Source organism: Pseudoxanthomonas fibrivorans, assembly GCF_041464125.1.
Classification (GTDB): Bacteria; Pseudomonadota; Gammaproteobacteria; order Xanthomonadales; family Xanthomonadaceae; genus Pseudoxanthomonas.
Genome location: NZ_JBGNUG010000001.1, coordinates 2,399,943 through 2,424,834, shown reverse-complemented (window position 1 = coordinate 2,424,834; position 24,892 = coordinate 2,399,943). Strand labels below are relative to the sequence as shown.

The window sequence follows — 24,892 nt, the reverse complement described above, 5'->3', positions numbered from 1 at the left end:
CGCCGGCCGGCCGGCGGGTGCGCCGGCCGGCCAGTAGAATGGCCGCATGACACGCCTAGTCCTGATCGACGGATCCAGCTACCTCTATCGCGCCTTCCATGCGCTGCCGCCGCTGACGAACACCGCGGGCGAGCCGACCGGCGCGATGTTCGGCGTGGTCAACATGCTGCGCGCGACGCTGAAGGAACGTCCCGACTACATCGCCTTCGTCGTCGACGCGCCGGGCAAGACCTTCCGCGACGACCTGTATCCGGCCTACAAGGCCAACCGCCCGCCGATGCCCGACGACCTGCGCGCGCAGGTGCAGCCGATGTGCGAGATCGTGCACGCGCTGGGCATCGACATCCTGCGCATCGACGGCGTGGAAGCCGACGACGTGATCGGCACGCTGGCCGTGCAGGGCGCCGGCGACGGCATGGAGGTCACCATCTCCACCGGCGACAAGGACTTCGCCCAGCTGGTGCGCGCGCCCGGGCCGGGCGCCGGTTCGATCGCGCTGGTCAACACGATGAGCGGCAGCCGGATGGATTCGGACGTGGCGGTGATGGACAAGTTCGGGGTCCACGCCGGCCAGATCGTCGACCTGCTGGCGCTGATGGGCGACGCCATCGACAACGTGCCGGGCGTGGAGAAGTGCGGCCCGAAGACCGCGGCCAAGTGGCTGGCCGAATACGGCAGCCTCGATGGCGTCATCGCCAACGCGGCGCAGGTCAAGGGCAAGATCGGCGACAACCTGCGTGCCGCGCTCGGGCGGCTGCCGCTGAACCGCGAACTGGTCACGATCCGCACCGACGTGGCGCTCGAACAGGCCCCGGCGTCGCTGCGCCTGCGCGAGCCGCAGGTCGACGCGCTGCGGGCGCTGTACGCGCGTTACGGCTTCAACCAGGCGTTGAAGGAGCTGGAAGGCGGCGCCATCGGCGGCGGCCCGTCGCTGCCCGTCGCCGAGAAGGAACCCGGCCGCGCCCGCAACGGCGGCTTCGCCGCGCCGGCGGCCACTGCCGCCGCGGGCCTGGACCCGGCACTGGCGGCGCCCGGCACCTACGAGACGGTGACGACCATCGAACGCCTGCAGGCCTGGATCGCCGACCTGCGCCAGGCCGGCCAGTTCGCCTTCGACACCGAGACCGACAGCCTCGATCCGATGCGCGCCAGCCTGGTCGGCGTGAGTTTCGCCGCGGTGCCCGGGCAGGCCGCCTACGTGCCGCTGGGCCACGCCTACCCGGGGGTTCCCGAACAGCTCGACCGCACGGTCGCGCTGGACCTGCTGCGTCCGCTGCTGGCGGACCCGGCCGTGCGCAAGCTCGGCCAGCACGGCAAGTACGACCTGCACGTGCTGCGCCGGCATGGAGTGGAACTGGCGGGATACGCCGACGACACCCTGCTGGAGAGCTTCGTGCTCGATTCGGGCAACGCGCGCCACGACATGGACAGCCAGGCGCGGCGCCACCTCGGGTACGAGACGGTCAAGTACGAGGACGTGTGCGGCAAGGGCGCCAAGCAGATCCCGTTCTCGCAGTGCTCGCTCGAGGACGCCACCCGCTATGCGGCCGAGGATGCGGACATCACCTTGCGCCTGCACCGCGTCCTGTCGCCGCGCCTGGCCGCCGAGCCCGCGCTGGATCGCGTGTACCGCGACATCGAAATGCCGCTGGTGCAGGTGCTCGAACGGATCGAGGCCAACGGCGTCAGGGTCGACGTGGACGAACTGCGCCGGCAGAGCGCGGACCTGTCGCGGCGCATGCTGGCCGCGCAGCAGCGCGCGACCGAGCTGGCCGGCCGGCCGTTCAACCTGGACTCGCCCAAGCAGCTGTGCGCGTTGCTGTTCGAGGAGCTCAAGCTGCCGGCGCTGGTGAAGACGCCCAAGGGCCAGCCGTCCACCAACGAGGAGGCGCTGGAGGCGATCGCCGACCAGCACGAGCTGCCGCGGGTGATCCTCGACTACCGCGGCCTGGCCAAGCTGCGCAGCACCTACACCGACAAGCTGCCGGAGATGGTCAACCCGGACACCGGCCGGGTGCATACCAGCTACCACCAGGCCGGCGCCGCCACCGGGCGGCTGTCGTCCTCCGACCCGAACCTGCAGAACATCCCGATCCGCACGGAGGACGGCCGCCGCATCCGCCGCGCCTTCGTCGCGCCGCCCGGGCGCAGGCTGGTGGCATGCGACTACTCGCAGATCGAACTGCGGATCATGGCCCACCTGTCGCAGGACCCGGGCCTGGTGCGCGCGTTCGAATCAGGCGCCGACGTGCACCGCGCGACGGCGGCCGAGGTGTTCGGCCGTCCGCTCGACGAAGTCACCGCCAACGAGCGTCGCGCCGCCAAGGCGATCAACTTCGGCCTGATGTACGGGATGAGCGCGTTCGGCCTGGCCCGCCAGCTCGGCATCGGTCGCGGCGAGGCCCAGGACTACATCGCGCTCTACTTCAGCCGCTACCCGGGCGTGCGCGACTACATGGAGCGCACCCGCGAACAGGCCCGCGGCCAGGGCTTCGTCGAGACGGTGTTCGGCCGGCGCCTCTATCTGGAGTACATCCACGCCGGCAACCAGGCCCAGCGTGCCGGCGCCGAGCGCGCGGCGATCAACGCGCCGATGCAGGGCACGGCGGCGGACATCATCAAGCGCGCGATGATCGCCGTGGACGGCTGGCTGTCCGGGTTGCGCACCGCTACCGGCGAAAGCCCGGCGATGATGATCCTGCAGGTGCACGACGAACTGGTGTTCGAGGCCGACGAGGCCTTCGTGCCCACCCTGGTGGAGGAAGCCGGCCGCCTGATGGCATCGGCGGCGCAACTGAGCGTCCCATTGGTGGTCGACAGCGGAACCGGTGGCAACTGGGACGAGGCGCACTGATCCGGAAACGTCTGGAATCAGCAACTTCCGCCGGGTCGCGCGCCGTCGTGCGCTTTGTTACATCGCGTTCCATGCGAACGGAATGAATCCGTCCTAAATCCAGCATTTTCTTAACCGGATTCTTCACGAACCATCAATGTACGGGATGGTGTTATAGCCCTCGACAGGTGCAACGCCTGTCGCGGATCTCTCCCTTCCCCTGGAGCAGATCTACCCGGAACGGGGCTCCTCCCCAAGTCTCCGTTCCCAGCCCCGTCGACCTCCCCCTGGTCGGCGGGGCTTTTTATTTGGCCGGGTGCCATCGGGCGAAGCGCCCGCGCCCACTTGCTGAATGCGGGGCCGGCGTTACAAGGGCGAGGGCGTCGCCGGCCGGGTCAGGCCAGCCAGTCGCGCGGAACCAGGTAGTCCTGCAGGCGCGCCTCGGCGCTGCCGGGTTCGGGTTGCCAGCCGTACTCCCAGCGCACCCGCGGCGGCAGGCTCATCAGGATGGATTCGGTGCGGCCGCCGCTCTGCAGGCCGAACAGGGTGCCGCGGTCGTAGACCAGGTTGAACTCGACGTAGCGGCCCCGGCGGTACTGCTGGAACTCGCGCTCGCGTTCGCCGTACGGCGTGTCCTTGCGCCGTTCCACGATCGGCAGGTAGGCGGCGAGGAAACCGTCGCCGACCGCGCGCAGGTAGCCGAAGTCGCGGGTGAAGTCGCCATGCAGGTCGTCGAAGAACAGTCCCCCGACGCCGCGGGTCTCGTTGCGGTGGCGCAGGAAGAAGTATTCGTCGCACCAGCGCTTGTGGGCGGCGTAGCGGTCGGCGCCGTAGGGCTCGCACAGCGCGCGGGCGGTGCGGTGCCAATGGATGACGTCTTCGTCGAACGGGTAGAACGGGGTGAGGTCGAAGCCGCCGCCGAACCACCAGGCCACCGTTTCGCCATCGCGCTCGGCGCGGAAGTGGCGGACGTTGGCATGGGTGGTGGGCAGGTAGGGATTGCGCGGGTGGAACACCAGCGATACGCCGGTCGCGCGCCAGGATGCGCCGGCCAGCTCCGGCCGGGCGGCGCTGGCGGAAGGCGGCAGGCGGCTGCCGGAGACATCGGAGAAGCCGATGCCGGCCTGCTCGAACACCGCGCCCTCGCGCAGCACCCGGGTGCGCCCGCCGCCTGAATGGGCGCCATCGGTCTCCGGTGCGCGGACCCAGGCGTCTTCGATGAAGCGGGCCTGGCCGTCGACGCCCTCGATCGCGGCGCAGATGCGGTCCTGCAGGTCGGTCAGGTAGTGCCGTACGGCATCGAAGTTCGGGTCCATGCCGGCATTCTAGCCGGCGTGCCCGGGCCGCCCTTGATCGCGATCAACCCGCGCCGCGACGGGCGCCGAATTCCGCGCGCACCGCTGCGGTGCCGAGCTTCCATGCCAGCCAGCCGTGCAACCCGGCGAACACCACCGCCCCGGCCACGCTGGTGACCAGCATCGAAAGGCGGTTGAAGCGCATCTGCGCCGCGAACTGGCGGCCTTCGGGGGTGTCGAGGAATTCGGGCGGATACATGCCGACGAGGCCGTCGAAGAACGGCCCGACCAGCGCGACGCCGCCGAAATTGGCGGCCGCACTGGCCAGCAGCAGGGCCACGAACGCCACCCGGGCCCACTCCCGGCGCCGCAGCAGTCCCCACGACACCGCCAGGAACAGCGCCGAGAGCACCAGCACGGCGAGGGACAGGGCGTGGCGGTGCTCCAGCAGCCAGAGCACGGACGCCGGTACCTCCGGCCGGGCGGCGAGGTAGGCGACGGCATCGTCGGAGAGCAGCAGGGCGCCGGCCATCTGTGCCAGCGCCCAGGCCAGGCCGATCGCGGCCAGCACGAGCGAGATCCGTGCCAGCACGGTGACGAAGCCTGTCGCGGGAAGGGCGGGAGGGGTGTTCATGCGCGGCCCGGCGGGATGGGCGGCCATTGTGCGGGGGCCAGTACCGGCAGTGAACCGGCCCCGGAGTGGCCAGCCACGGCCATGAGGGCCGGCAGGATATGGCCGGCGCTGAGCGGAGCGACCGGGACCGGGTAGGGGGGGCGCGGGACCACCCAGGCCGTCTCGGCGATCTCCGCGCCCGGCCGCGGCTCGCCCTCCACCTCGACCACGAAGGCCTCGGCGCGGACCCGGCGACCGGGTTCGTTGACCGCCGCATCCTCGAACTCGCCCAGCCGCCGCGCGCTGCCGGGGAGCAGGCGCACGCCCAGCTCCTCGTCCAGCTCGCGCGCCAGCGTGGCCAGCGCGTCCTCGCCCGGCTCGCGCTTGCCGCCGGGCTGGATGAAGGTGGACGACCCGCGCTTGCGCACCAGCAGCACGCGGCCGTCGCCGCCGGCGATCACCGCGGCGACGGTGCGGATGGGCCCGGCCGCGTCGCCGCCGTCGCCGAGGGGCGCGCTCACCTGAGGGTGCGCTCGAACAGCTTGAGGATGCGCTTGTACTCGTCCAGCCAGGAGTCGGCGCGGGTGAAGCCGTGGCGCTCCAGCGGGTACGGCGCGATCTCCCAGTCGTCCTTGCGCAGTTCGATCAGGCGCTGGGTCAGCACCACCGAATCGCGGAAGAACACGTTGTCGTCGATCATGCCGTGGGCGATCAGCAGCTCGTCCTGCAGGCCCTGCGCGTATTCGATCGGCGACGACTTCCTGTACGCCTCCGGGTCCAGCTCGGGCGTGTTGAGGATGTTGGAGGTGTACTCGTGGTTGTACTGGGTCCAGTCCACCACCGGGCGCAGCGCGGCGCCGGCCTTGAACGTGCCCGGCGAGCGGAACAGCGCCATGAAGGTCATGAAGCCGCCGTAGCTGCCGCCGTAGATGCCGGCGCGGTCGCGGTCGCCCTGGTGGTGGGCCACGACCCAGTCCAGGCCGTCCAGGTAGTCCTCCAGCTCCGGATGGCCCATCTGCCGGTAGATCGCGGTGCGCCAGTCGCGGCCGTAGCCCTCGCTGCCGCGGTAATCCAGGTCCAGCACGACGTAGCCGCGTTCGACCAGCAGCTGGTGGAACATCTGTTCGCGGAAGTAGTTCGGGTAGCGCGCCGAGACGTTCTGCAGGTAGCCGGCGCCGTGCACGAACATCACCACCGGGTACTTGCGGCCCGGCTCGTAGGCCTCCGGTCCGTAGAACTTGCCCCAGACCACGCCGGCGCCGTGCTTCGACGGCACCTGCACGTACTGCGGCTGGATCCAGGTGCGCGCCTTGAACGCGGCGCTGCGGGTGTCGGTCAGCACGCGCGCCTCGCCGCCGGCTGACGGCACCACCGCCAGCTGCGGCGGCAGGTAGCTGCCCGAATAGCGCACCAGCACCTGGCGGCCGTCGGGCGACAGGCTGAAATCCTCGATGCCGTCGAGTGCGGTGATCTCCTTCACCGCGCCACTGGCCAGGTCCAGCGCGCAGACCTCGTAGTCGCCCGGGCGCTGGCGGTTGCAGACGAACAGGAAGCCATCGGGGGTGGGCACGGGCGAGGATGCTTCCCACGCACCGGAGGTGCGCTGGCGCGGGCGTTCGTCGCCGGCCTGGGTGTAGAGGTGCGAGTAACCCGACTCCTCCGACAGCAGCCACAGCGTGCGGTTGTCGGGCAGCCAGCCGAAGTCGTTGAAGTTCCAGTTGATCCAGGCCGGATCGGTGAGCCGGTGGCGCGGCTGCAGCCGCGCGCCGTCGAGGTCGACGCTGGCGATCCAACGGTCCTTGTTGTCGATCGCGCGCAGCATCACCGCGGCGTTGCGGCCGTCGCCGCTCCACTGGATCCGCGGCCCGTCGCCGTTGTCGCCGCTGGTGGTCACCTGCACGCCGCGGTGGCCCTTCAGCGGCTCCTTGCCGGCCGCGCGCCGCATCGCCGCCAGCGGGTCGGTGGCGATGCCGGGCAGGGCGTCGAGCGCGAGCCCGCGCACGCTGCCGTCGCGCGCATCGACCAGCCACAGCGCGTGCGGCAGAGGATCGTTGCGGCCGACGCGGGTGCGCACGTCCTCGAATTCCTCGTAGCCGGACTCGGTGACGTAGGTCGGCATCTTGCCTTCGCGGCCGGCGTCGGCGCCCTTCTTCCGGGTCACCACCAGCAGGTGCCGCGCATCGGGCGACAGGCTGCTGTCGACGATCTCGACCTCGTCGCCGAGGAAGGCCGGCGCCGGTGCGCGGGTCGGGTCGGCCTTGCGCCAGGCGTCCTCCTGCGCGCGCTGCGCGTCGCGCCGTTCCTTGTCCTGGCGCAGCGTGTCGAGGGTGCGCAGCTGCTGCTCGCGCAGCGCATCGGCCTTGGGCGGCGCGGCCGGATCCTTCTCCGCCTTGAGCGAGGCCACCTGGATGGTGCCGGTACCGGCGTTCCACTTGAACCAGTCGTTGCCGTCGCGCCAGGTCACGCCGCCGTCGGCGGCGAAGCGCGGCTGCGACTCGGCGGCGGCGCTGCGGGTCAGTTGCGTCAGCGCGCCGCTGGAGAGGTCGCGCAGGAACACGTCGCCGTTGCGGATGAACGCCATCCGCCGCCGCTGCGCGTCGTACGCCGGGTTGGGCGCGTCCAGGCCGCCGCGCTCGCCGTCGCCGACCTTGTGCAGGGCCCCGCCGGCCACCGGCTGGCGCCAGGTGTCGCGGATGCTGGACCCCTCGCGCCGCAGCAGCAGCTGCGCCTCGCGGCTGTCCCAGCTCCACCACGCGCGCTCGACCGGCGGCCCGATCCAGTCCGGATCGGCCATCGCCTGTTCGAGGGTCATCGCCGCAGCCGCGGCGGGCGAGGGCGCCTGGGCGGCGGCCAGCAAGGGCAGGGGCAGCAGGAGCAGGGGCAGGGCGCGCAGCAGCGATCGGGTCATGTCTGGCGGAGGCGGAGTGCGAAGCCGGTGAGGGTAGCAGCCCGGTCCGGGGCGGCCACTGTGGAAGGTCATGGCGCACCCGGGCGCGCGCCGGCTTGCCTGCCCGCGCCGCGGCCGCCATGCTGCCCGCATTGCAGGGCAGGCACGGGGCTTGCCGCAGGAGCGGACAGCACCGGATGTCGGCCGTCGTACACACCCATCCCGCGGCACCGGGGCGGATGCCGCTGGCTGTCGGCGATCCCGACCGCCTGCTGGTGTTCGGTGGCGACGACGGGGCGGTGACCCTGGGCGAGTTCCTCGGGCAGGCGCGCCGCCTGGCGGCGGCCCTGCCGCAGGCCCGGCACGTGGTCCACCTGGCCGAGGACCGCCACCGCTTCCTGCTCGGATTCTGCGCGGCCGCCCTGCGCGGGCAAGTCGCGCTGCTGCCGCCCTCCGGCGCGCCGGGGACGGTCGCCGAGATCCTCCAGGCCCATGGTTCCGGCGGCGCCTACCGGCTCGAACTGTCCGGCGACCTCGCGCGGTTCCACCCCGTCGCATCGGAGCTCGCCGAGGCAGGCGTGGCCGCAGCCGACCTGGCCGCGATCGGCTACACCTCCGGAAGCACCGGCCGGCCGCAGGCCCACGCCAAGACCTGGGCGTCGTTCGCCACTAGCACGGCGCAGAACCTGGCCGCCCTGCGCGACCTGTGGGGTGCCTCGCAGCCGCAGGTCGTGGCGACGGTGCCGCCGCAGCACATGTATGGCATGGAGCTGTCGGTGCTGCTGCCGCTGCTCGGCGGTGCCGCGGTGCATGCCGGCCGGCCGCTGCTGCCGGCCGACGTGGCGCGCGCGCTGGAACAGGCGTCCGGCGCGCGCGTGCTGGTGACCACCCCGGTCCACCTGCGCGCGCTGCTGCAGTCGGGCGTCGCGCTGCCGCCGCTGGCCGGCATCGTTTCGGCCACCGCGCCGCTGCCGCAGGCGCTGGCGGCCGAGGCCGAGGACCGTTTCGGCACCGAGGTGCGCGAAGTGTTCGGTTCCACCGAGACCTGCGTGTTCGCGCGCCGCCGCACCGCGCGCGAGGCATCGTGGACGCTGTTGCCCGGCGTGCGCCTGGCCCCCCAGCCGGACGGCACCCTGGTCCACGCCCCGCACCTGCCGGCGCCGGTCGCGCTCGCCGACCTGGTCGAACTCGATGCCGACGGGCGCTTCCGCCTGTGCGGGCGCCAGGCCGACCTGCTGGAGATCGCCGGCAAGCGCGCCTCGCTCGGCGACCTGACCCGGCGACTGCTGGCGGTGCCCGGGGTGGAGGACGCGGTGGTCGTGCAGCTGGAACCCGAGCGCGCCGGCGGCGTCGGCCGGATCGCCGCGCTGGCGGTCGCGCCCGGCCTCTCGCCGGAGGCGGTAGTCACCGCGCTGCGCGGCTGCGTGGACCCGGTGTTCCTGCCGAGGCGGGTCCGCCTGCTGGCGCAACTGCCACGCAACGAAACCGGCAAGCTGCGCCGGGACCTGCTGCTCGCCCTGCTGGACAGCGACGGACCGCCGCATTCATGCGCCATGCCGGAAGCCGGCGGCGGGCCCGCCTAGAATCACGCCGCCGCACGCAGCGGCGTCCCGCCCGCAGCGCACCTTGGATACCCGACCCCGTCCCGCCCCGTTTCCGCGTCGCGCCGTTCCGGCCCTGGTGGGCCTGGCCGTCGCCGGCCTGCTCGCCGCCTGCGGCGGAACCCGCTCCGAGGCGCCGCCGCCGGCGCCGGTGGTCCCGCCGCCGGCGCGGGTGGATCCGGTCGTCCCGCCGGTACGCATCGGCCTGGCCCTGGGCGGCGGCGCGGCCAAGGGCTTCGCCCACATCGGCGTGATCAAGATGCTGGAAGCCAACGGTTTCAGGCCCGACGTGGTCGCCGGCACCAGCGCCGGCAGCGTGGTCGGCGCGCTCTACGCCAGCGGCATGGACCCGTTCAAGCTGCAGGAGCGCGCGGTGGCGCTGGACGAGGCCAGCATCCGCGACGTGCGTCTGTTCTCCGGCGGGCTGGTGCAGGGCCTGAAGCTGCAGGACTACGTCAACCAGAGCGTGGACAACAAGCCGATCGAACGCATGCGCAAGCCGTTCGCCGCGGTCGCCACCCGGCTGGAAACCGGCGAGCGGACCGTGTTCGTGCGCGGCAACACCGGCCAGGCGGTGCGCGCGTCGAGCAGCGTGCCGGGCGTGTTCGAGCCGGTGACCATCGGCAGCTACCAGTACGTGGACGGCGGCGTGGTCAGCCCGGTGCCGGTGGATGCGGCGCGCCAGCTCGGCGCCGACTTCGTCATCGCCGTGGACATTTCCAGCAAGGCCAGCGGCCGGCGCCCGGACGGCATGCTCGGCATTGTCAACCAGTCGATCGCGATCATGGGCCAGCGCCTGGGCGAGCAGGAGCTGGCGCGGGCCGACGTGGTCATCCGCCCGGACGTGCTCGAGTACGGCTCGGCCGACTTCACCCGCCGCAACCAGGCGATCCTGGAGGGCGAGAAAGCCGCGCTGGCCGTGCTGCCGCAGATCCGCGCGGCGGTGCAGAAACTGCAGGCGCAGCGGCTGGCCGAGGCGCGCGCGGCGGCCGCCAGGCGCGAGGCCGCGCTGGCGCCGGCGCCGAAGCCGGCCTGCAAGGACGAGGGGTCGCGCTGGAACCCGCTGCGGCGCAAGGACCCCGGCTGCGCCGCGTCGAACTGACCGCTCAGTCGCGCGGCGCGGCCGCGCTGGTGTCGTCGTGGTAGACCGCGTCGCGGAAGGCCTTGTGCAGCGGCACCTTGCCGAACGGCAGCCACTGCGCGAACAGCACCGCCGCGATCCGGTTGGTCGGGTCGACCCAGAACAGGGTGTTGGCCGCGCCGTCCCAGAAGAACTCGCCGACTTCGCCGGAGGCCTCGTCGCGGCGCGACGGCGGCGCGGTGCGCACCGCGAAGTCGATGCCGAAGCCGACCTGGCCCTTGCCCGGCAGCCACGAGCGGTCGGTGGTGTCCGCGGGCAGCGCGTCGCTGGCCATCAGCCGGATGGTGGCCGGCTGCAGGATGCGCACGCCCTCCAGTTCCCCGCCCTCGAGCAGCATCCGCGCGAAGCGCATGTAGTCGTCCAGGCTGGACACCAGGCCCCAGCTGCCCGGGGTCATCGCCGCGGCGCGGCCGTTGAGCTTCCAGGCCTCGTGGTCGTCGCGGGTCATCACCCCGTCGTCGCTGCGCCGGTACAGCGCGGCCACGCGGTCGCGCTCGCCGTCGGCCACCCGGTAGCGCGTGTCGCGCATCTTCAGCGGGCCGAGCACGTGCTGGGCCAGGTAGTCCTCGAAGGATTTCCCGGACAGCACTTCGACCAGCCGCGCCTGGATCTCCACCGCCGGCGAATACACCCAGCGCGTGCCGGGCTGGTAGAGCAGCGGCACGCTGGCGATGCGCCGCGACTGCTCGGCCAGGGTGTTGTCGTAATCCTCGGGATCGGCCTGGCGGTAGAGCGCGCCGACCGGCCCGGCCGCGGCATCGCCGTCGACGAGGCCGGCGGTGTGGCGCATCAGGTCACGGATGCTGATCGGGCGCGCCGGCGCCTTCAGCAGCGGCTGGCCGTGCGCGTCCGTGCCGGCGTACACACGCACGCCGGCGAACTCGGGCAGGTAGCGGGAGACCGGATCGTCGAGCTGGAATTTCCCCCGCTCGTACAGCTGCATGAGGGCCACGCCGGTGACCGGCTTGGTCATCGAGTAGATCCGTGCCAGCGTGTCGCGCGCCATCGGCCGGCCGGCTTCGCGGTCGGCCAGGCCGAACGCGCCGGCGTAGGCTTCGCGTCCGTCCTGGTAGACCAGCGCGGACACCCCGACCACCTGGCCGGACTCGACGAAGCCGCGCAGCGCCTGGTCGATGCGCGCGCGGTCGATCCGGGCGACGCCGGCCGCACGGTCGGTCGGGTCGGGAGAGGCGGCCGCGCGTGCCGGTGCGGGCACGCCGGCAACGGCGACGGACAGCAGCAAGGCGAGGCGCAGGCACTGCATCGGAACCCCTCGTATCCGGATGGCGGACGGCGCGGCGCGGGCTGCCGGCGGCGCGGCAGTATGGCAGGGCGCGGGAGCGGCGGCGCAACCGTTGCCGGCGACACGATGCGCCGCTTGGGCGCGCATCCGGTGGTCGCGGAATCAGCCGGCAGCGGGGCCGTGCACGCCGTCGATCTCCACCCGCAGTTCGCGGCGGCAGACCTGCGCGTGCAGCAGCAGGCGCGGCACCGCGGGATCGAGGCGTTCGGACAGGTGCGCGGCGACGGCCGGCGCATCGCCGCGGTCGCGCACGTAGACCTTGAGCAGGCTGCCGGCGCCCGGCGAGGCCGGCAGCTGCGGCGCATGGCGGCGGGCGGTCGCGATCACGCTGTCGATGTTGGCCAGCGTCTCGTCCAGCTGCGCATGCACCGAATCGGAGTGCTGCGACGCGTGGCCGACGATCGCGGCGGTGCCCGACAGCAGCAGCGGCATCGCGCCGGCGGCCGGCGGCAGCATCGCCCGGGCGAAGCTCGGTGCCTGCGGCCCGTACTGGCGCGGGTAGCGGTAGGCGCTGACCTGGCGCGGGTTCTCCACCGGCGTGCCCGGCTCGCGCGAAGCCAGCCAGTACACCTGCAGCCGGCGGCGGCCGTCGGTGCTGCCGATCGCGGTGGCCGCCGGCAGGCGGGTGGCCTCCAGGCCGCCCATGCCGGCCACGCGGCCGACGCAGAAGCGCCGGTAGCGTTCCTCGTCGCCCTCGCCGAGGGTGATCGCATCCATGTAGTTCCAGATGCGCAGCAGGTGCGGCGTGTCGCAGCCGGCCATGAAGGCGGCCATGCGCGCGTAGGCGCGTTCGGCGGCGGCCTCGATCCCGGACGCGGCTTCGTCCACCTCGAGCGCCGCGAACAGCAGCTGGCCATCGCTGGCCCACGCCACGTCGCCGTCGCGGCCGCGCTCGACCCGTCCCTCGCCGCGCCACACCTCGATCAGTGGCGGGCCGTCGCCCAGCGGCGCCAGCGGCACGCGCAGCCAGCGCGGGTCGTCGCTGGCCGGCGCCGCGTCGCCGAAGCCGAAGGCCGCGAGCACGCGGTCGTCGGCCAGCTGGCGGGCCAGGGTCTCGGCCGGGGCGTAGGCGAACGCCAGGCCCGGCGCGGCCGCCGGTCCGGTGCGCGCCGGGAACGGCTGCGGCCGGCTCACGGGTTGCCGCCCTGCAGCGTGTCGCCGCTGAAGCGCTCGCCGACCTGGCGCCTGCGCCGCAGCCAGCCACGCAGCGCCTGCGGCGCCAGCTGCAGCGCGGTCATCGCGTACACCAGCCGGAACACCCGCAGCCGCCAGCGCACGGCCTTGTTGTCGAACACGTCGCCGGCCAGCATCGAGATCACCGCCTGCTCGAGCTGCAGCACGTTGCGCGGCCCGGCGAACAGCGCCTCCATCACCGGCGTGGTGAAGCGGTAGATGAACCAGGAGAAGTAGCGCAGCCCGCGGCGCAGGCGCCGGTCCATCGCCCGCTGCTCGGCGGCCTCGCGCGAGGGGTCGCGCAGGATCGCGTCGACGGTCTTGGCGGCCTGCTCGCCGCCGTTCATGCCCAGGTACACGCCGGAGGAGAACACCGGGTCGATGAAGGCGAACGCGTCGCCGGCCATCACCCAGCCCGGGCCGTGCATGCGCGTGCAGGTGTAGGAGTAGTTGCCGGTGGCGTGCACCGGCGCGATCCGCTCGGCGTTGCCCATGCGCGCCCACACCGACGGGGTGTCGCGCAGGGTCTGCATCAGGAACGACTCGTTGTCGCCGGCGCGGGTCTTGAGGTACTCGGGGAAGCACACCGCGCCGACGCTCATCACGTCCCCGGTCAGCGGGATCAGCCACATCCAGCCGTGGGCGAAGCGCTCGACGGTGATGTTGCCCGCCTCCTCGCCCGGGCGGCGGGTCACGCCGCGGAAGTGGCTGAAGATCGCCGCCGACTGGTGCGCCGGGTTCTTCCGCTTGAGCTTGAGCTTGCTGCCGAGGAAGGTGTCGCGGCCGCTGGCGTCGACCAGGTAGCGCGGCCGGAAGGCCAGCGCCTGGCCGCCGGCGTCGCGTGCATGCACCAGGCCGGGCCGGCCATCCGTCCCGAACTCCACGCGCTCGACCTTGACCTGCTGGCGCGCGTCCACGCCGTTGGCCAGCGCGTTGTCGAACAGCAGCTGGTCGAACTCGGCGCGCTTCACCTGGTAGGCGTAGCCGAACTTGGGGTCCAGCGCCCGGTCGAAGCGGAACACGTTGATGCTGTCGCGGTCGCCGCGCATCGGGAAGTCGGCGCCGGGCTTGTGCACGCCGATCGCCTTGACCTGCTCGAGCACGCCGAGCCGCTCGAGGATCGGCAGGTTCATCGGCAGCAGCGACTCGCCGATGTGGAAGCGCGGATGGACGTCCTTTTCCAGCAGGGTGACCTGCCAGCCGCGGCGGGCCAGGAAGGTCGCGGCGGTGGTGCCGGCGGGTCCGCCGCCGATCACCAGTACGTCCACCGGGACGGGGGCCCCGGCCGTTCCGCCCGCCATGTCCGCCTCCTGCTGCGCGTCGGGCGCGTGCGCGGGATTCGGCGGATCGGTGCGTGTCATGCGGGAGCTGGCCGGGAAGGGCGGACGGGTCAGGAATGATAGCCCGGGCCGCCGCGGCCGGGTTCACGGCGCCGCGGACTTGCGCCGGGCCGGCCGATGCCGGATCGTGGCCGGCCTTGCGCAGTCCCGGAACCGAATGATGTCGCAGCAGACCGACGCCGAACGCGAACTGGCCGAACTCCTGGTGGAGAGCCTGAACCTGGAGGGCGTGGATCCGCACGCGATCGACCCGGACGCGCCGCTGTTCAACGAGGGCCTGGGCCTGGACTCGATCGACGCGCTCGAGCTGTCGCTGGCGGTGGGCAAGCGCTACGGCGTGCAGCTGCGTTCGGAAGGCGAGGACAACCGCCGCATCTTCGCCTCGCTGCGCGCGCTGTCGGCGCACGTGCAGTCGCACCGCGCGGGCTGAGCCGATGGCCGGATCCGGCCCGGCCGGACCCGCCCCGGCCGGGCCCGCCCCGCCGCGGCACGGCCTGGCCGACGCGGCGACCCTGCCGGTCCAGCTGGCCCTGGGCGTGGCTTATCCCTTCCTGGCGCACATGGCCGGCACCCGCGGCGGTGCCTGGTCCGCGCTGGCCCTGGCCGACCTGGTGCTGCTGATGCTGGCCGGGCCGCTGCTGCGCCGGCGCTGGTGGGCGCTGGGGCTGCTGGTGCTGCTGCTGGCGCCGCTGTCGTGGTGGGTCGGCTCGACCTGGCTGGACCTGCTGCTGCTGCTGCCGCCGGTGCTGTTCACGGCATGGCTGGCCTGGTGGTTCGCGCGCAGCCTGCTCGGCGGCCGCGTGCCGCTGGTGACCCGGATCGTGGCGGCGCTGTACGCGCAGGCCGGCTGGTCGACCCCGCCGGCGCTGCTGGCCTACGCCCGCCGGCTGACCGCGGCCTGGGCCGGGCTGCTGCTGTTCCTGGCGCTGGCCAACGCGGCCCTGGCGCTGTGCGCGGTGCCGGGCGGGGTGCTGCACGCCTTCGGCGTCGCGCCGCCGGTGGCGGTGTCGCACGCGGCCTGGTCCTGGTTCGCCAACCTGCTCAACTACGGCCTGGTCGGCGGCTTCATGCTGGCCGAGTTCCAGTACCGCAAACGCCATTTCCCGCAGCGGCCCTACCGCAACGGCGTGGATTTCGCGCGCCGCATGGCCGCGCTGGGTCCGGCGTTCTGGCGCGACCTGCTGGGCTGACCAGGCGCCGGTGACGCCATCGCGGCGGCCGTCCCGATATCCTTGCCCGATGCGGTTTTCGATCCCACGCGACCATCCCTGCCTGGCCGGGCACTTCCCGGGCCGCCCGCTGGTGCCCGGCGTGGTCCTGCTGGAGCGGGTGCTGGAGGCGATCGAAGCCGTCCACGGCCCCGCCCGCGCGCTGCGGGTGCCGCAGGTGAAGTTCCTGCGACCGCTGCTGCCGGAGCAGCCGGCGCGCGTGGTGTTCGAAGGCGCCGCGCCGCGCTGGCGCTTCGAGGTGCATGGCGACGCCGGCGTGTTGGCCCGCGGCGAGGTGGTGGCCGATGGCTGAGCAGCCGGCGCCGGCCGCCTGGAAGCACCGGCCCGAAGGCGGCACGCGCGGATCGATCGCGCTGATCGTCGCCATCGCCCGCCATGGAGGACGCTGGCTGGCGCGGCTGTGCCTGTACCCGATCACGCTCTATTTCCTGTGCATGCGCGGGCCGGAGCGCCGCGCCTCGCAGGCGTGGCTGGAGCGGGTGCGCGGGCGGCCCGCCGGGCCGTGGTCCGCCGCGCGCCACATCCACCGCTTCGCCTCGACCATCCTCGACCGGCTGTTCCTGCTGGGCGGGGAAACCTGGCGTTTCGACATCCGCGTGCACGGGCTCGCGCCGCTTGCGGCGCTGGTCGAACGCGGCCAGGGCGCGCTGCTGTTCGGCTCGCACCTGGGCAGCTTCGACGCGCTGCGCGTGCTGTCGCGGCAACGGCCGGGCCTGCAGGTGCGGATCGTGCTCGACCGCACCCAGAACCCGGTCCTCACCGAACTGTTCGACGCGCTGGACCCCACGCTGGCGCAGGGCGTGATCGACGGCAGCCAGCCGGGTGCGGCGATCGCCCTGGAGATCCAGCATGCGCTCGAATCAGGTGCGCTGGTCGCCCTGCTGGTCGACCGCGCCCAGCTGCACGAGGACACCGCCTCGGTGCCGTTCCTCGGCCAGCCGGCGCGCTTCCCGCTGACCCCGTGGCGGCTGGCGGCCGCGCTGCACGCGCCGGTGCTGCTGTGCTTCGGCCTGTACGCCGGCGGCAACCGCTACGACCTGCATTTCGAGCCGTTCCTGGATCCGGCGGCCGCGCCGCCGCCGCCGCGCGGCGCGCGCGTGCGCTGGCTGCAGGAGCGGGTGGCGGACTATGCAGTGCGGCTCGAGCACCACGCCCGCCGCGCACCGTTCAACTGGTTCAATTTCTACGATTTCTGGAGCGACAGCGTCGATGAAGTTTCCCCGGATCCCGCGCCTGGCCATCCTGCTGTGCGCGGCCGCGCTGCCCTGCGCCGCGGCGCCTGAACCCGCCGCCTTCGACGCGGACTGGGTGCTGCAGGCGGTGGCGCGCCCGGCGCCGAGCCGCACGGTGTTCGTCGAACTGCGCGATTCGCCGATGCTGAAACAGCCGCTGCGGCTGCAGGGCGAGTACCGGCGCGAGGTCGATGGCCGCCTGGTGCGGCAGGTGGTGGCGCCCTATGCCGAGACCACCACCCTGAAGGCGGGCGAGGCGGTGGTCGAGCGCGCCGGTCGCGCGCCACGCCGGATCGCGCTGCAGCAGGTGCCGGAGCTGGCCGCGATCCAGGCCGGTTTCGGCGCGCTGCTGGCCGGCGACCGCGAGCTGCTGCGCAGGACCTACCGGGTCGAGGCCAGCGGCGCGCGCGAACAGTGGCGGCTGCAGCTGGTCCCGCGCGACCCGCGGCTGGCCGCCGGCCTGCAGCGCATCGACCTGCACGGACGTGGCGTCGAGCTGCGCTGCGTCGAGAGCCACCCGGCCAAGGGCGCGCCGCAGCGCACGCTGATGGCCGGCGCCGCGGCCGCGGCCGCGGGCATCGACGATCCAGCGGCGCTGGCGGCGCTGTGCCACGGCGACGGCGGCCCGGCCCGATGAACGACGCGCTGCGCGCAGGCGCGCGCATCGCCCTGCTGCTGGCCTGGCTGGCGGTGCTGGCCGTGGCCGGCTGGCTGCTGGGGCGCGGCCTGCGCGTGGAGGAGGACCTGCGCCGGTTCCTGCCCACCCCGCGCACGCCGGCGCAGGTGCTGCTGGTCGACGAACTCGGTGAAGGGCCCGGCTCGCGGGTGCTGCTGCTGGCCCTGTCGGGGGCCGAACCGCAGGCACTGGCTTCGCGCTCGCAGGCGTTGCGCGCGGCGCTGGCGGTGCGGCCGGAGATCGCCCTGGCGTCCAACGGCGACAGCGGCGGGATCGACGCGGTCCCCGCGCACCTGCGCCCGTACCGCTACCTGCTGTCGCCGACGCTCGACTCGCAGCCGCTGGATGCGGAGTTCCTGCGCGGAGAGCTCGAACAGCGCGTGCAGGACCTCGGATCGCCGGCGGCCGACCTGGTCGAGCCGCTGCTGCCGTCCGATCCCACCCTGGAGACGCTGCGTCTGGTCGAGCGCTGGCAGCCGGCCGAGGCGCCGCAGCGCCTGCACGGCGCGTGGTTCGACCGCGCCGGCGCGCAGGCGCTGCTGCTGGTGCAGACCCATGCGCCCGGATTCGACAGTGCCGGCCAGCAGGCGGCGGTCGCGGCGATCCGCTCCGCGTTCGCGGCCACTACGGAGCAGGCGCCGGACAGCGTCGCCGCGCGCCTGGAAATCTCCGGCCCCGGCGCCTTCGCCGTCGCGATCCGCGACCGTACCGAAGCGGAGATGCGCTGGATCGGCACCGCCGACACGATCGGCCTGCTGCTGCTGCTCGGGCTGGCGTACCGGCGCTGGAGCATGCCGCTGCTGGGCGCGTTGCCGCTGGCCAGCGGCGGGCTGGCCGGACTGGGCGCGGTCGCGCTGCTGTTCGACGGCGTGCACGGGATCACGATCGCCTTCGGCTTCACCCTGATTGGCGTGGCCCAGGACTATCCGATCCACTTCTTCAGCCACCTGCGCCCGGGCGAGTCGCCGCGCGCCAGCGTGCGCGCGCTGTGGCCGACCCTGGTGACCGGGGTCGCCTCGACCTGTATCGCCTATGCGACGTTCCTGTTCTCCGGGGTGGAGGGGCTCAAGCAGCTGGCGGTGTTCACCATCGCCGGGCTCGGCGTGGCCGCGGCCTCCACGCGCTGGCTGCTGCCGCGGCTGGTGACGCCGGCGCGCCGCGACCCGGCGCGCTCGCCGCGGCTGGCGCGGTTGTGGCGCGGCGTGGCGCGGCTGCCGCGCCCGCGCGTGGCGCTGGGCGCGGTGGCGGTGCTGGCGGCGGCGGTCGTGGCGTTCGCCCCCGGGGCGTTCTGGCAGAACGACCTTTCGCGCCTGACCCCGGTGCCACCGGCCGACCTGCAGCGCGACGCGCAGTTGCGCGCCGAACTCGGCGCGCCCGACGTGCGCTACATGCTGGCCCTGCAGGCCGGCGACGCGCAGGGCGCGCTGGAGGCCTCGGAGCGGCTGGCCCCGGTGCTCGAACAGGCGCGCGCCCGCGGCGTGCTCGACGGGTACGACCTCGCGGCGCGCTACCTGCCCAGCGCCGCCACCCAGCGCGCGCGCCAGGCCGCGCTGCCCGACGCGCCGGAGCTGCAGGCCGCTCTGGACGCGGCGCTCGAGGACCTGCCGTTCCGCGCCGACGCGTTCGCGCCGTTCGTCGCGGACGTGGCCAGCGCGCGCACCGCCGCGCCGCTGCAGCCCGGCGATCTCGCCGGCACGCCGCTGGAACTGGCGGTGTCGGGCCTGCTGCTGCAGGGCGATGGACACGCGACCGCGCTGGTGTCGCTGGGCGGACTGCACGATCCGGAAGCGCTGGCCGCCGCCGTTGCGCCCACCGGTGCGCGGCTGCTCGACCTGAAGCAGGCCTCCGAATCGCTGGTCGCGCAGTGGCGGGTGCGCCTGCTGGCCGCGCTGGGCGTGGCCGCGCTGCTGCTGGCCGGGACGGTCTGGATCGCCCTGCGCGCGCCGCGCCGGGTGCTGCGCGTGCTGGCGCCGATGGCGCTGTCGACCCTGCTGATCCTGGCCGTGCTGCGGGGGCTGGGGGTCGAACTGAACCTGTTCCACCTGGTGTCGCTGATCCTGGCCGCCGGCCTGGGCCTGGACTACGCGCTGTTCTTCGACCACGCCGGCGACGACCGCGACGAACAGCTGCGCACCCTGCACGCGGTGATCGTGTGCAGCCTGACCACGCTGCTGGTGTTCAGCCTGCTCGCGCTGTCCTCGATCCCGGTGCTGCGCGCGATCGGCGGCACCGTGGCGCTCGGCGTGCTGTTCAACTTCGCGCTGGCCCTGCTGGTCGCGCGTGCCCCGGCCGTGGAGCACGCGCGATGAGCGCCCCGGTGCTCGATCGCGCCGGCATCCTCGCCCTGGTGCCGCACCAGGGCGCGATGTGCCTGTGGGACCAGGTCGTCGCCTGGGACGACCAGCGCATCCGCCTGCGCGCCGGCAACCAGGGCGATCCCGCGCACCCGCTGCGCGCACGCGGGCGCCTGCATGCGCTCGCGCTCTGCGAATACGGCGCGCAGGCGATGGCGGTGCACGGCGGCCTGCTCGCGGCCGGGCAGGGGGGGCGTGCCCCGGCGGGCGTGCTGGTGGCCTTGCGCGACGTCGAGCTGGCGGTCGCGCGCATCGACGACCTCGATGGCGCGCTGGAAGGCGAGGCCGAACTGGTCGCCGCGTCCGCCGCCAGCCAGCAGTACGCGTTCCGCATCCACCACGGCGGCCGCCTGCTGGCCCGCGGCCGCGCGGCCGCGGTGCTCGGCGCCGAGCTGCCCGGCTGACTGGCACAATCGCGCGATGGATCCCTCGCAGACGACTTCCCGCCGCGCCCTGGTCACCGGCGGCAGCGGCGACATCGGTGGCGCGATCTGCCACGCCCTGGCGGACGCCGGCATGGACGTGGTCGTGCATGCGCACGGCAACCGCGAGCGCGCCGAAGCGCTCGCCGCCGCGGTCAGGGCGCGGGGCGGGCGCGCGTCGGCCGTGGCCTTCGACGTCGCCGATCCGGCGGCGGTGGCCGCGGCGCTGGCATCGCTGCTCGAGGCCGGGCGCATCGACGTGCTGGTCAACAACGCCGGCGTGCACGACGACGCGCCGATGGCCGGGATGGGCGACGCGCAGTGGCAGCGCGTCATCGACGTCTCGCTCAACGGCTTCTTCCACGTCACCCGCCCGCTGCTGCTGCCGATGGCGCGCGCGCGCTGGGGCCGGATCGTCAGCGTGTCATCGGTCGCCGCGGTGCTCGGCAACCGCGGCCAGGCCAACTACGCCGCGGCCAAGGCCGGGCTGCATGGCGCCTCGAAATCGCTGGCCCGCGAGATGGCCAGCCGCGGCATCACGGTCAACGTGGTCGCGCCCGGGGTGATCGAGGGCGCGATGGCCGCCGCGCAGTTCCCGCCCGACGCGGTGAAGCAGCTGGTCCCGGCGGCACGCGCCGGCCGGCCGGAAGAGGTGGCCGCGCTGGTCGCCTTCCTCTGCTCGGACGCGGCCGGCTACATCAACGGCCAGGTGATCGGGATCAACGGCGGCATGGCCTGATCCGGCTCAGCCGCCGGGGTCGCGTTGCGGCGCCGGACGCGGCAGCCGGTGGCCGAACAGGCCCAGCAGCGGCCCGGTCATCAGCGTGGTGGCCATCGCCAGCAACAGCAGCAGGGTGAACATCGGCGGCCCGATCAGGCCGGCATCGAGCCCGACCTTCATCACGATCAGCTCGATCATGCCGCGCGCGTTCATCAGCGAGCCCACCGCCAGGCTGTCGCGGGTGCCGTACCCGGACAGCTTCGCGCCGAGGCCGCCGCCGAGCAGCTTGCCGGCCACCGCCACCAGCAGGATCAGCAGGAACGCCCCGAGCCCGGCGGCGGTGAACGCGTCGGCGGTGGTGCCCATGCCGGCCAGGGCGAAGAACACCGGCATCAGCAGCACCAGCGCGATGTGCTCGATGCGCTCGACCAGGGTGTGGACCAGGCGGTCGTCGCGCGGCAGGCAGGTACCGAACAGGAAGGCGCCGAACACCGCGTGCAGGTGCAGCCATTCGGTGGCGGCGGCGCAGGCGAACAGGCCGACCATCAGCATCGCCAGTACCGTGCCCGACGGCCTGCCGTCGCTGGCGTGGCGGTGCAGCAGCCAGGCGTAGAGCGGCCGCAGGCCGGCGTAGACCAGCACCAGCAGCAGCGCCAGCCCGGACAGGGTGCGCACCAGGGTGGTCCAGCCGCCGTCGCCGGTGAGCGCGACCAGCAGCGCGAGGACGATCCAGGCGGCCACGTCCAGCAGCGCGGCCGCCGACAGCGCCAGGCGGCCGATCGGCGTCTGCTGCAGGTGGCGGTCCTTGAGGATCCGCGCCAGCACCGGGAACGCGGTCACCGACAGCGCCACGGCCAGGTACAGCGCGAACGGCCAGAAGCCGACCCCGGCCGGGGCCAGCGTAACGTGCAGCAGCGGCGCGACCAGCAGGGCGAGGGCGAACGGCAACAGTGCCGACAGGCTGGCGACGCGGGTGGCCGCGAGCACCTGCGCGCGCGCGCCGTCCGGGGCGCGCAGCTCGGCGCCGATGACGAACATGAAGAGCACGATCCCGATCGTCGCCAGGCCTTCCAGCGGCGCGGTCGAGCCGGCGGGGAACAGCGCGGCGTGCACGCCGGGCAGGGCCGCGCCGAACACGATCGGGCCGAGCAGCACGCCCGCGGCCATCTCGCCGATCACCGGCGGCTGGCCCAGCCGCGCCAGCAGCAGGCCGCACAGGCGCGCGGCGACGAGGATCACGGCGATCTGCAGCAGCAACAGCCCGGTCATGCGAGGGTCCCTCCCCAGGGACAGGATGCGGTGGTGGGAGCAGCCTAGCGCGCGGCGTCGACCGGGCCGGTCCCGGGGTCCAGCCGCGGCGCCTGGGCGCGCACGCGCCGGTACTCGCTCCACACGTCGCCGTGCGCCAGCACCTGGCCGACCACGTGCGAGGTGATCCGGTACAGGTCGCGCAGCGGCCGGAAATGGCTGCGCCGCAACGGCCCGCCGTCGCAGCCGCGGTAGCGCGTCTCCACCGGGACCGACACGCAGCGCACGTCCAGGCGCCGCGCGGCCGAGATCAGCAGCTGCGCCTCGAACACGAAATCCTCGCCCGGCACGTCCTGCAGCGCGATCACGCTGGCCGGATAGTAGCGTTGCCCGCTCTGGGTGTCGGCGATGCGGTGGCCGGCGGCCCAGGCCACGCCCCAGTCGCCGAACGCGTTGGCCATGCGCCGGTGCGGCGGTGCCGCCGCGCGATGGCGCATGCGCGCGCCGATCACGATGCTGCGCGGGTGGCGCGCGGCGGCGTCCAGCAGGCGCGGCAGGTCGGCCGGGTCGTGCTGGCCGTCGCCGTCGATGGTCAGCACGCCGCGCGCGCCGCGCGCGAGCGCCTCGGCGAAGCCGGTGCGCAACGCCGCACCCTTGCCGCGACGCTGCGGGTGCCGCAGCACGGTCACCGGCAGGCCGGCCAGGCATTCGCCGGTGCCGTCCTCGGAGCCGTCGTCCACGACGATCACCCACGCGCAATGCCGCAGGGTCTGCCGGACCACGTCGGCAATCCGCAGTGCCTCGTTCAGGGCGGGGATGACCACCGCCACCTCGCCGGTGCGCATCTGCGGCTCAGCCACGGCCCAGCTCCACGCGCAGGACCTGGCCGGGCCCGGCCGGCAGCTGCGCGACGCCGCCGCCGCGGGCGAGTGCCTCGAACAGCGCGAGCATCGGCGCCATCGCATTGCCAGCGGCGACCCCGTGCGGCGCCGGCGGCGCATCGCCGTCGACCAGCGAGAGCGACATCCGAGGACGGCCGGGCATGGGCGTCGCCAGCACCAGCGCCCCGCCGAGCAGTCCTTCGGTCGGCGCCACCTGGCGCAACAGGCCCGGCGCACTGCCGTCGTAGCCCACCAGCAATACCGCTCCCGCGCCGCAGGCGAGCTGGGCCATCGCCTCGAGCAGGCCCATCGCGAAGCCGGCGCTGATCGCGGTGGCCGGTGCCATCGCGCCGGTGCCGATGGTCCAGTAGCCGGCGGCGGCGTTGTGCACCGAGTTGTGGAAGCGCGTGGGCGACAGGTCCAGCGGGGCGGTGGCCAGGGTCTGGCACAGGTTCTCGGTGATCGCCAGGTCGCCGTAGGTGGAGACGAAGACCGACGGCAGCGTGGAAGGGTCGCGGCCGGCATCGGCGCAGGCGGCCTGCGCCGCTTCCAGCGCGACCAGCACCGTGTCCGGGGCGCGGCGGCGTTCGTTGGCCGGCAGCAGCGCCGGTGCCGGCCGCGACGCGGCGTCGACCGGGCGGCCCTCGAGCAGTGCGCGATAGGCCTCCCACGACGGCGCATGCGGCGTCCACAGGCCGACGCCTTCGATCGACGCGGCGAGCGCGGGCGCGGTCATGCGCGGCCGAACACCAGCGAGCAGTTGTTGCCGCCGAAGCCGAACGCGTTGTTCATCGCGTACCGGACCGGGCGCTGCACCGTCTCGAAGCGCAGCTGGGGCCCGCAGGCGGGGTCGGGCGCATGGCTGTTGAGCGTGCCGGGAAGCAGCCCGTCTTCCAGGGCGAGCAGCGCGACCACCGACTCGACGATCCCGGCCGCGCCGAGGGTATGGCCGGTCCAGCCCTTGGTCGAACTGGCATGCAGGGTGTCGGGGAACATCGCCGCCACCGCCTGCGCCTCGACCGTGTCGTTGGCCGGCGTGGCGGTGCCATGCAGGTTCAGGTAGCCGATCGCGGACGCGTCGAGCCCGGCCCGGGCCAGTGCGTCGGCCATCGCCCTTCGCGCACCGAGGCCCTGCGGGTGCGGCGCGGACATGTGGTGCGCGTCGCTCGATTCGCCATACCCCTGCAGCCACGCGCGCGGCGCGTCCGCCGGCTCCCGCTCCAGCAGGGCGAAACCGCCGGCCTCGCCGAGCGACAGGCCGCGCCGGGCCGCGTCGAACGGCCGGCACGGCTCCGGCGAGACCAGCTGCAGCGAGTTGAAGCCGTAGAGCACGCTGCCGCACAGCGTATCCACGCCGCCGACGATGGCCGCGTCCGCGATCCCCGCCTGCAGCATGCGCGCGGCCAGGGCGAAGACCTTGGCGCTGGACGAGCAGGCGGTGGCCACGGTCATGCACGGGCCGCGCGCACCGGTGGCGAGCGCGACGAAATCGCCGAGCGCGTGCGGGGTGTGGACCAGCAGCCGGGCCAGCGCCTCGGGGATGCGGCCATCCTGTTGCTGCGCGTAGGCCGCCTCGGTCTCGCCGATGCTCGAGGTCGAGGTGCCCATCAGCACCGCCACCCGGTCCGCGCCATGGCGCGCGACCGCGCCGGTGGCGGCGTCGAGGAACCCGTCCTGGTGGAGGGCGCGCCACGCCAGCCGGTGGTTGCGCGATTCCCAGTCGCCGAGCGATGCCGGCAACGGCGACTGCTCGAGCCCGTCGATCCGGCCGATCCAGCAGTCCAGCCGCGGTGCCGGGCCGAAGTCGTTGCGCCGCAGGCCGCTGCGTCCTTCACGCAGGGCCTGGCGCTGCGCATGCAGGCCGGCGCCGAGCGCGGTGGTCGCGGTATGGGCGGTGACGGCGAGCGGCGTGGCGCGTGGCGGTGGCGGGGCGTGGTGCAAAC

Annotated in this window: 22 protein-coding genes; 11 read left to right on the top strand and 11 right to left on the bottom strand. The window is 73.7% G+C overall.

Features of this window, described 5'->3' with window-relative positions; genetic code table 11:
* Positions 1-46 precede the first annotated feature (46 nt).
* The gene (gene polA / locus ACA089_RS11220) at positions 47-2,854 is read left to right on the top strand and encodes a DNA polymerase I (RefSeq protein ID WP_372016806.1); all 2,808 of its coding nucleotides are present in this window, start codon (positions 47-49) and stop codon (positions 2,852-2,854) included.
* A 374-nt stretch (positions 2,855-3,228) separates the two neighbouring features.
* Here the strand turns inward: polA and hemF are convergent, their stop codons facing one another.
* The 4 genes from hemF to ACA089_RS11200 are packed head-to-tail and all read right to left on the bottom strand — an operon-like array spanning position 3,229 to position 7,649.
* Positions 3,229-4,149, bottom strand: coding sequence for an oxygen-dependent coproporphyrinogen oxidase (gene hemF, locus ACA089_RS11215; protein WP_372016804.1), 921 nt, complete (start codon positions 4,147-4,149; stop codon positions 3,229-3,231).
* 43 nt (positions 4,150-4,192) lie between these two features.
* Positions 4,193-4,762: a hypothetical protein gene (locus ACA089_RS11210; RefSeq protein WP_372016802.1), complete on the bottom strand. Its 570-nt coding sequence runs from the start codon at positions 4,760-4,762 to the stop codon at positions 4,193-4,195.
* Complete coding sequence (locus ACA089_RS11205) at positions 4,759-5,262, bottom strand: NUDIX hydrolase (protein ID WP_372016800.1); 504 nt, start codon at positions 5,260-5,262, stop codon at positions 4,759-4,761. The genes ACA089_RS11210 and ACA089_RS11205 overlap by 4 nt, the downstream gene beginning before the upstream one ends.
* Entirely contained in the window at positions 5,259-7,649 is a 2,391-nt protein-coding gene (locus ACA089_RS11200) for a S9 family peptidase (RefSeq protein ID WP_372016799.1), read from the bottom strand. The genes ACA089_RS11205 and ACA089_RS11200 overlap by 4 nt, the downstream gene beginning before the upstream one ends.
* A 176-nt stretch (positions 7,650-7,825) precedes the next feature.
* On the opposite strand from ACA089_RS11200, the gene ACA089_RS11195 reads away from it, so the two are divergent.
* Both ACA089_RS11195 and ACA089_RS11190 read left to right on the top strand, forming a co-directional pair.
* A complete protein-coding gene (locus ACA089_RS11195) occupies positions 7,826-9,211 on the top strand; it encodes an AMP-binding protein (protein WP_372016797.1) in 1,386 nt (461 codons plus the stop codon).
* 97 nt (positions 9,212-9,308) lie between these two features.
* On the top strand, positions 9,309-10,331 hold the full coding sequence (locus tag ACA089_RS11190) for a patatin-like phospholipase family protein (RefSeq protein WP_372016795.1): 1,023 nt from the start codon (positions 9,309-9,311) through the stop codon (positions 10,329-10,331).
* 4 nt (positions 10,332-10,335) lie between these two features.
* Here ACA089_RS11190 and ACA089_RS11185 read toward each other — a convergent pair whose 3' ends face one another.
* From ACA089_RS11185 to ACA089_RS11175, 3 genes are all read right to left on the bottom strand, one after another.
* Positions 10,336-11,634, bottom strand: a complete 1,299-nt coding sequence (locus ACA089_RS11185) for a serine hydrolase domain-containing protein (RefSeq protein ID WP_372016793.1) — start codon at positions 11,632-11,634, stop codon at positions 10,336-10,338.
* A 141-nt stretch (positions 11,635-11,775) separates the two neighbouring features.
* Positions 11,776-12,807 carry a chorismate transformation enzyme, FkbO/Hyg5 family gene (locus ACA089_RS11180; protein WP_372016791.1) on the bottom strand — a complete coding sequence of 344 codons (1,032 nt, stop codon included), beginning with the start codon at positions 12,805-12,807 and terminating at the stop codon, positions 11,776-11,778.
* On the bottom strand, positions 12,804-14,147 hold the full coding sequence (locus ACA089_RS11175; protein ID WP_372016789.1) for an NAD(P)/FAD-dependent oxidoreductase: 1,344 nt from the start codon (positions 14,145-14,147) through the stop codon (positions 12,804-12,806). The genes ACA089_RS11180 and ACA089_RS11175 overlap by 4 nt, the downstream gene beginning before the upstream one ends.
* 199 nt (positions 14,148-14,346) lie before the next feature.
* Between ACA089_RS11175 and ACA089_RS11170 the strand changes: the two genes are divergently transcribed.
* Genes ACA089_RS11170 through fabG form a run of 8 tightly spaced genes read left to right on the top strand, consistent with a single transcriptional unit; the run spans position 14,347 to position 20,838 of the window.
* Entirely contained in the window at positions 14,347-14,616 is a 270-nt protein-coding gene (locus ACA089_RS11170; protein ID WP_372016787.1) for a phosphopantetheine-binding protein, read from the top strand.
* A 4-nt stretch (positions 14,617-14,620) separates the two neighbouring features.
* Positions 14,621-15,376 carry a COG4648 family protein gene (locus ACA089_RS11165; RefSeq protein ID WP_372016786.1) on the top strand — a complete coding sequence of 252 codons (756 nt, stop codon included), beginning with the start codon at positions 14,621-14,623 and terminating at the stop codon, positions 15,374-15,376.
* A 49-nt stretch (positions 15,377-15,425) separates the two neighbouring features.
* On the top strand, positions 15,426-15,707 hold the full coding sequence (locus tag ACA089_RS11160; protein WP_372016784.1) for a hypothetical protein: 282 nt from the start codon (positions 15,426-15,428) through the stop codon (positions 15,705-15,707).
* Positions 15,700-16,698 (top strand): LpxL/LpxP family acyltransferase, encoded by a 999-nt coding sequence (locus ACA089_RS11155; protein ID WP_372016782.1) that lies wholly within the window; start codon positions 15,700-15,702, stop codon positions 16,696-16,698. The genes ACA089_RS11160 and ACA089_RS11155 overlap by 8 nt, the downstream gene beginning before the upstream one ends.
* Complete coding sequence (locus tag ACA089_RS11150) at positions 16,625-17,284, top strand: LolA-related protein (RefSeq protein ID WP_372016781.1); 660 nt, start codon at positions 16,625-16,627, stop codon at positions 17,282-17,284. Before ACA089_RS11155 ends, ACA089_RS11150 begins: the two co-directional genes overlap by 74 nt.
* Complete coding sequence (locus ACA089_RS11145; protein ID WP_372016779.1) at positions 17,281-19,632, top strand: MMPL family transporter; 2,352 nt, start codon at positions 17,281-17,283, stop codon at positions 19,630-19,632. Before ACA089_RS11150 ends, ACA089_RS11145 begins: the two co-directional genes overlap by 4 nt.
* Positions 19,629-20,081 (top strand): phosphotransferase, encoded by a 453-nt coding sequence (locus ACA089_RS11140; protein ID WP_372016778.1) that lies wholly within the window; start codon positions 19,629-19,631, stop codon positions 20,079-20,081. Before ACA089_RS11145 ends, ACA089_RS11140 begins: the two co-directional genes overlap by 4 nt.
* Positions 20,082-20,097: 16 nt before the next feature.
* Positions 20,098-20,838 carry a 3-oxoacyl-ACP reductase FabG gene (fabG, locus tag ACA089_RS11135; RefSeq protein WP_372016776.1) on the top strand — a complete coding sequence of 247 codons (741 nt, stop codon included), beginning with the start codon at positions 20,098-20,100 and terminating at the stop codon, positions 20,836-20,838.
* Positions 20,839-20,844: 6 nt separating this feature from the next.
* On the opposite strand, the gene ACA089_RS11130 is transcribed toward fabG, so the two are convergent.
* From ACA089_RS11130 to ACA089_RS11115, 4 genes are read right to left on the bottom strand one after another with little or no spacing between them, the layout of a single operon-like run.
* Positions 20,845-22,089, bottom strand: coding sequence for a cation:proton antiporter (locus ACA089_RS11130; RefSeq protein ID WP_372016774.1), 1,245 nt, complete (start codon positions 22,087-22,089; stop codon positions 20,845-20,847).
* Positions 22,090-22,133: 44 nt separating this feature from the next.
* Positions 22,134-22,928, bottom strand: a complete 795-nt coding sequence (locus ACA089_RS11125; RefSeq protein ID WP_372016773.1) for a glycosyltransferase family 2 protein — start codon at positions 22,926-22,928, stop codon at positions 22,134-22,136.
* Positions 22,921-23,685, bottom strand: a complete 765-nt coding sequence (locus ACA089_RS11120) for a beta-ketoacyl synthase chain length factor (RefSeq protein ID WP_372016771.1) — start codon at positions 23,683-23,685, stop codon at positions 22,921-22,923. Before ACA089_RS11120 ends, ACA089_RS11125 begins: the two co-directional genes overlap by 8 nt.
* Complete coding sequence (locus ACA089_RS11115; RefSeq protein ID WP_372016769.1) at positions 23,682-24,890, bottom strand: beta-ketoacyl-[acyl-carrier-protein] synthase family protein; 1,209 nt, start codon at positions 24,888-24,890, stop codon at positions 23,682-23,684. The genes ACA089_RS11120 and ACA089_RS11115 overlap by 4 nt, the downstream gene beginning before the upstream one ends.
* Positions 24,891-24,892 lie beyond the last annotated feature (2 nt).

Excerpts from the sequence above, each read along its gene's own strand:
- polA (WP_372016806.1), top strand. The coding sequence starts at position 47 with ATGACACGCCTAGTCCTGATCGACGGATCCAGCTACCTCTATCGCGCC.
- ACA089_RS11210 (WP_372016802.1), bottom strand. The coding sequence starts at position 4,762 with ATGAACACCCCTCCCGCCCTTCCCGCGACAGGCTTCGTCACCGTGCTG.
- ACA089_RS11120 (WP_372016771.1), bottom strand. The coding sequence starts at position 23,685 with ATGACCGCGCCCGCGCTCGCCGCGTCGATCGAAGGCGTCGGCCTGTGG.
- ACA089_RS11140 (WP_372016778.1), top strand. The coding sequence starts at position 19,629 with ATGAGCGCCCCGGTGCTCGATCGCGCCGGCATCCTCGCCCTGGTGCCG.
- ACA089_RS11170 (WP_372016787.1), top strand. The coding sequence starts at position 14,347 with ATGTCGCAGCAGACCGACGCCGAACGCGAACTGGCCGAACTCCTGGTG.
- ACA089_RS11195 (WP_372016797.1), top strand. The coding sequence starts at position 7,826 with ATGTCGGCCGTCGTACACACCCATCCCGCGGCACCGGGGCGGATGCCG.
- ACA089_RS11165 (WP_372016786.1), top strand. The coding sequence starts at position 14,621 with ATGGCCGGATCCGGCCCGGCCGGACCCGCCCCGGCCGGGCCCGCCCCG.
- ACA089_RS11175 (WP_372016789.1), bottom strand. The coding sequence starts at position 14,147 with ATGGCGGGCGGAACGGCCGGGGCCCCCGTCCCGGTGGACGTACTGGTG.
- fabG (WP_372016776.1), top strand. The coding sequence starts at position 20,098 with ATGGATCCCTCGCAGACGACTTCCCGCCGCGCCCTGGTCACCGGCGGC.
- ACA089_RS11145 (WP_372016779.1), top strand. The coding sequence starts at position 17,281 with ATGAACGACGCGCTGCGCGCAGGCGCGCGCATCGCCCTGCTGCTGGCC.
- ACA089_RS11155 (WP_372016782.1), top strand. The coding sequence starts at position 15,700 with ATGGCTGAGCAGCCGGCGCCGGCCGCCTGGAAGCACCGGCCCGAAGGC.
- ACA089_RS11150 (WP_372016781.1), top strand. The coding sequence starts at position 16,625 with ATGAAGTTTCCCCGGATCCCGCGCCTGGCCATCCTGCTGTGCGCGGCC.
- hemF (WP_372016804.1), bottom strand. The coding sequence starts at position 4,149 with ATGGACCCGAACTTCGATGCCGTACGGCACTACCTGACCGACCTGCAG.
- ACA089_RS11160 (WP_372016784.1), top strand. The coding sequence starts at position 15,426 with ATGCGGTTTTCGATCCCACGCGACCATCCCTGCCTGGCCGGGCACTTC.
- ACA089_RS11130 (WP_372016774.1), bottom strand. The coding sequence starts at position 22,089 with ATGACCGGGCTGTTGCTGCTGCAGATCGCCGTGATCCTCGTCGCCGCG.
- ACA089_RS11200 (WP_372016799.1), bottom strand. The coding sequence starts at position 7,649 with ATGACCCGATCGCTGCTGCGCGCCCTGCCCCTGCTCCTGCTGCCCCTG.
- ACA089_RS11185 (WP_372016793.1), bottom strand. The coding sequence starts at position 11,634 with ATGCAGTGCCTGCGCCTCGCCTTGCTGCTGTCCGTCGCCGTTGCCGGC.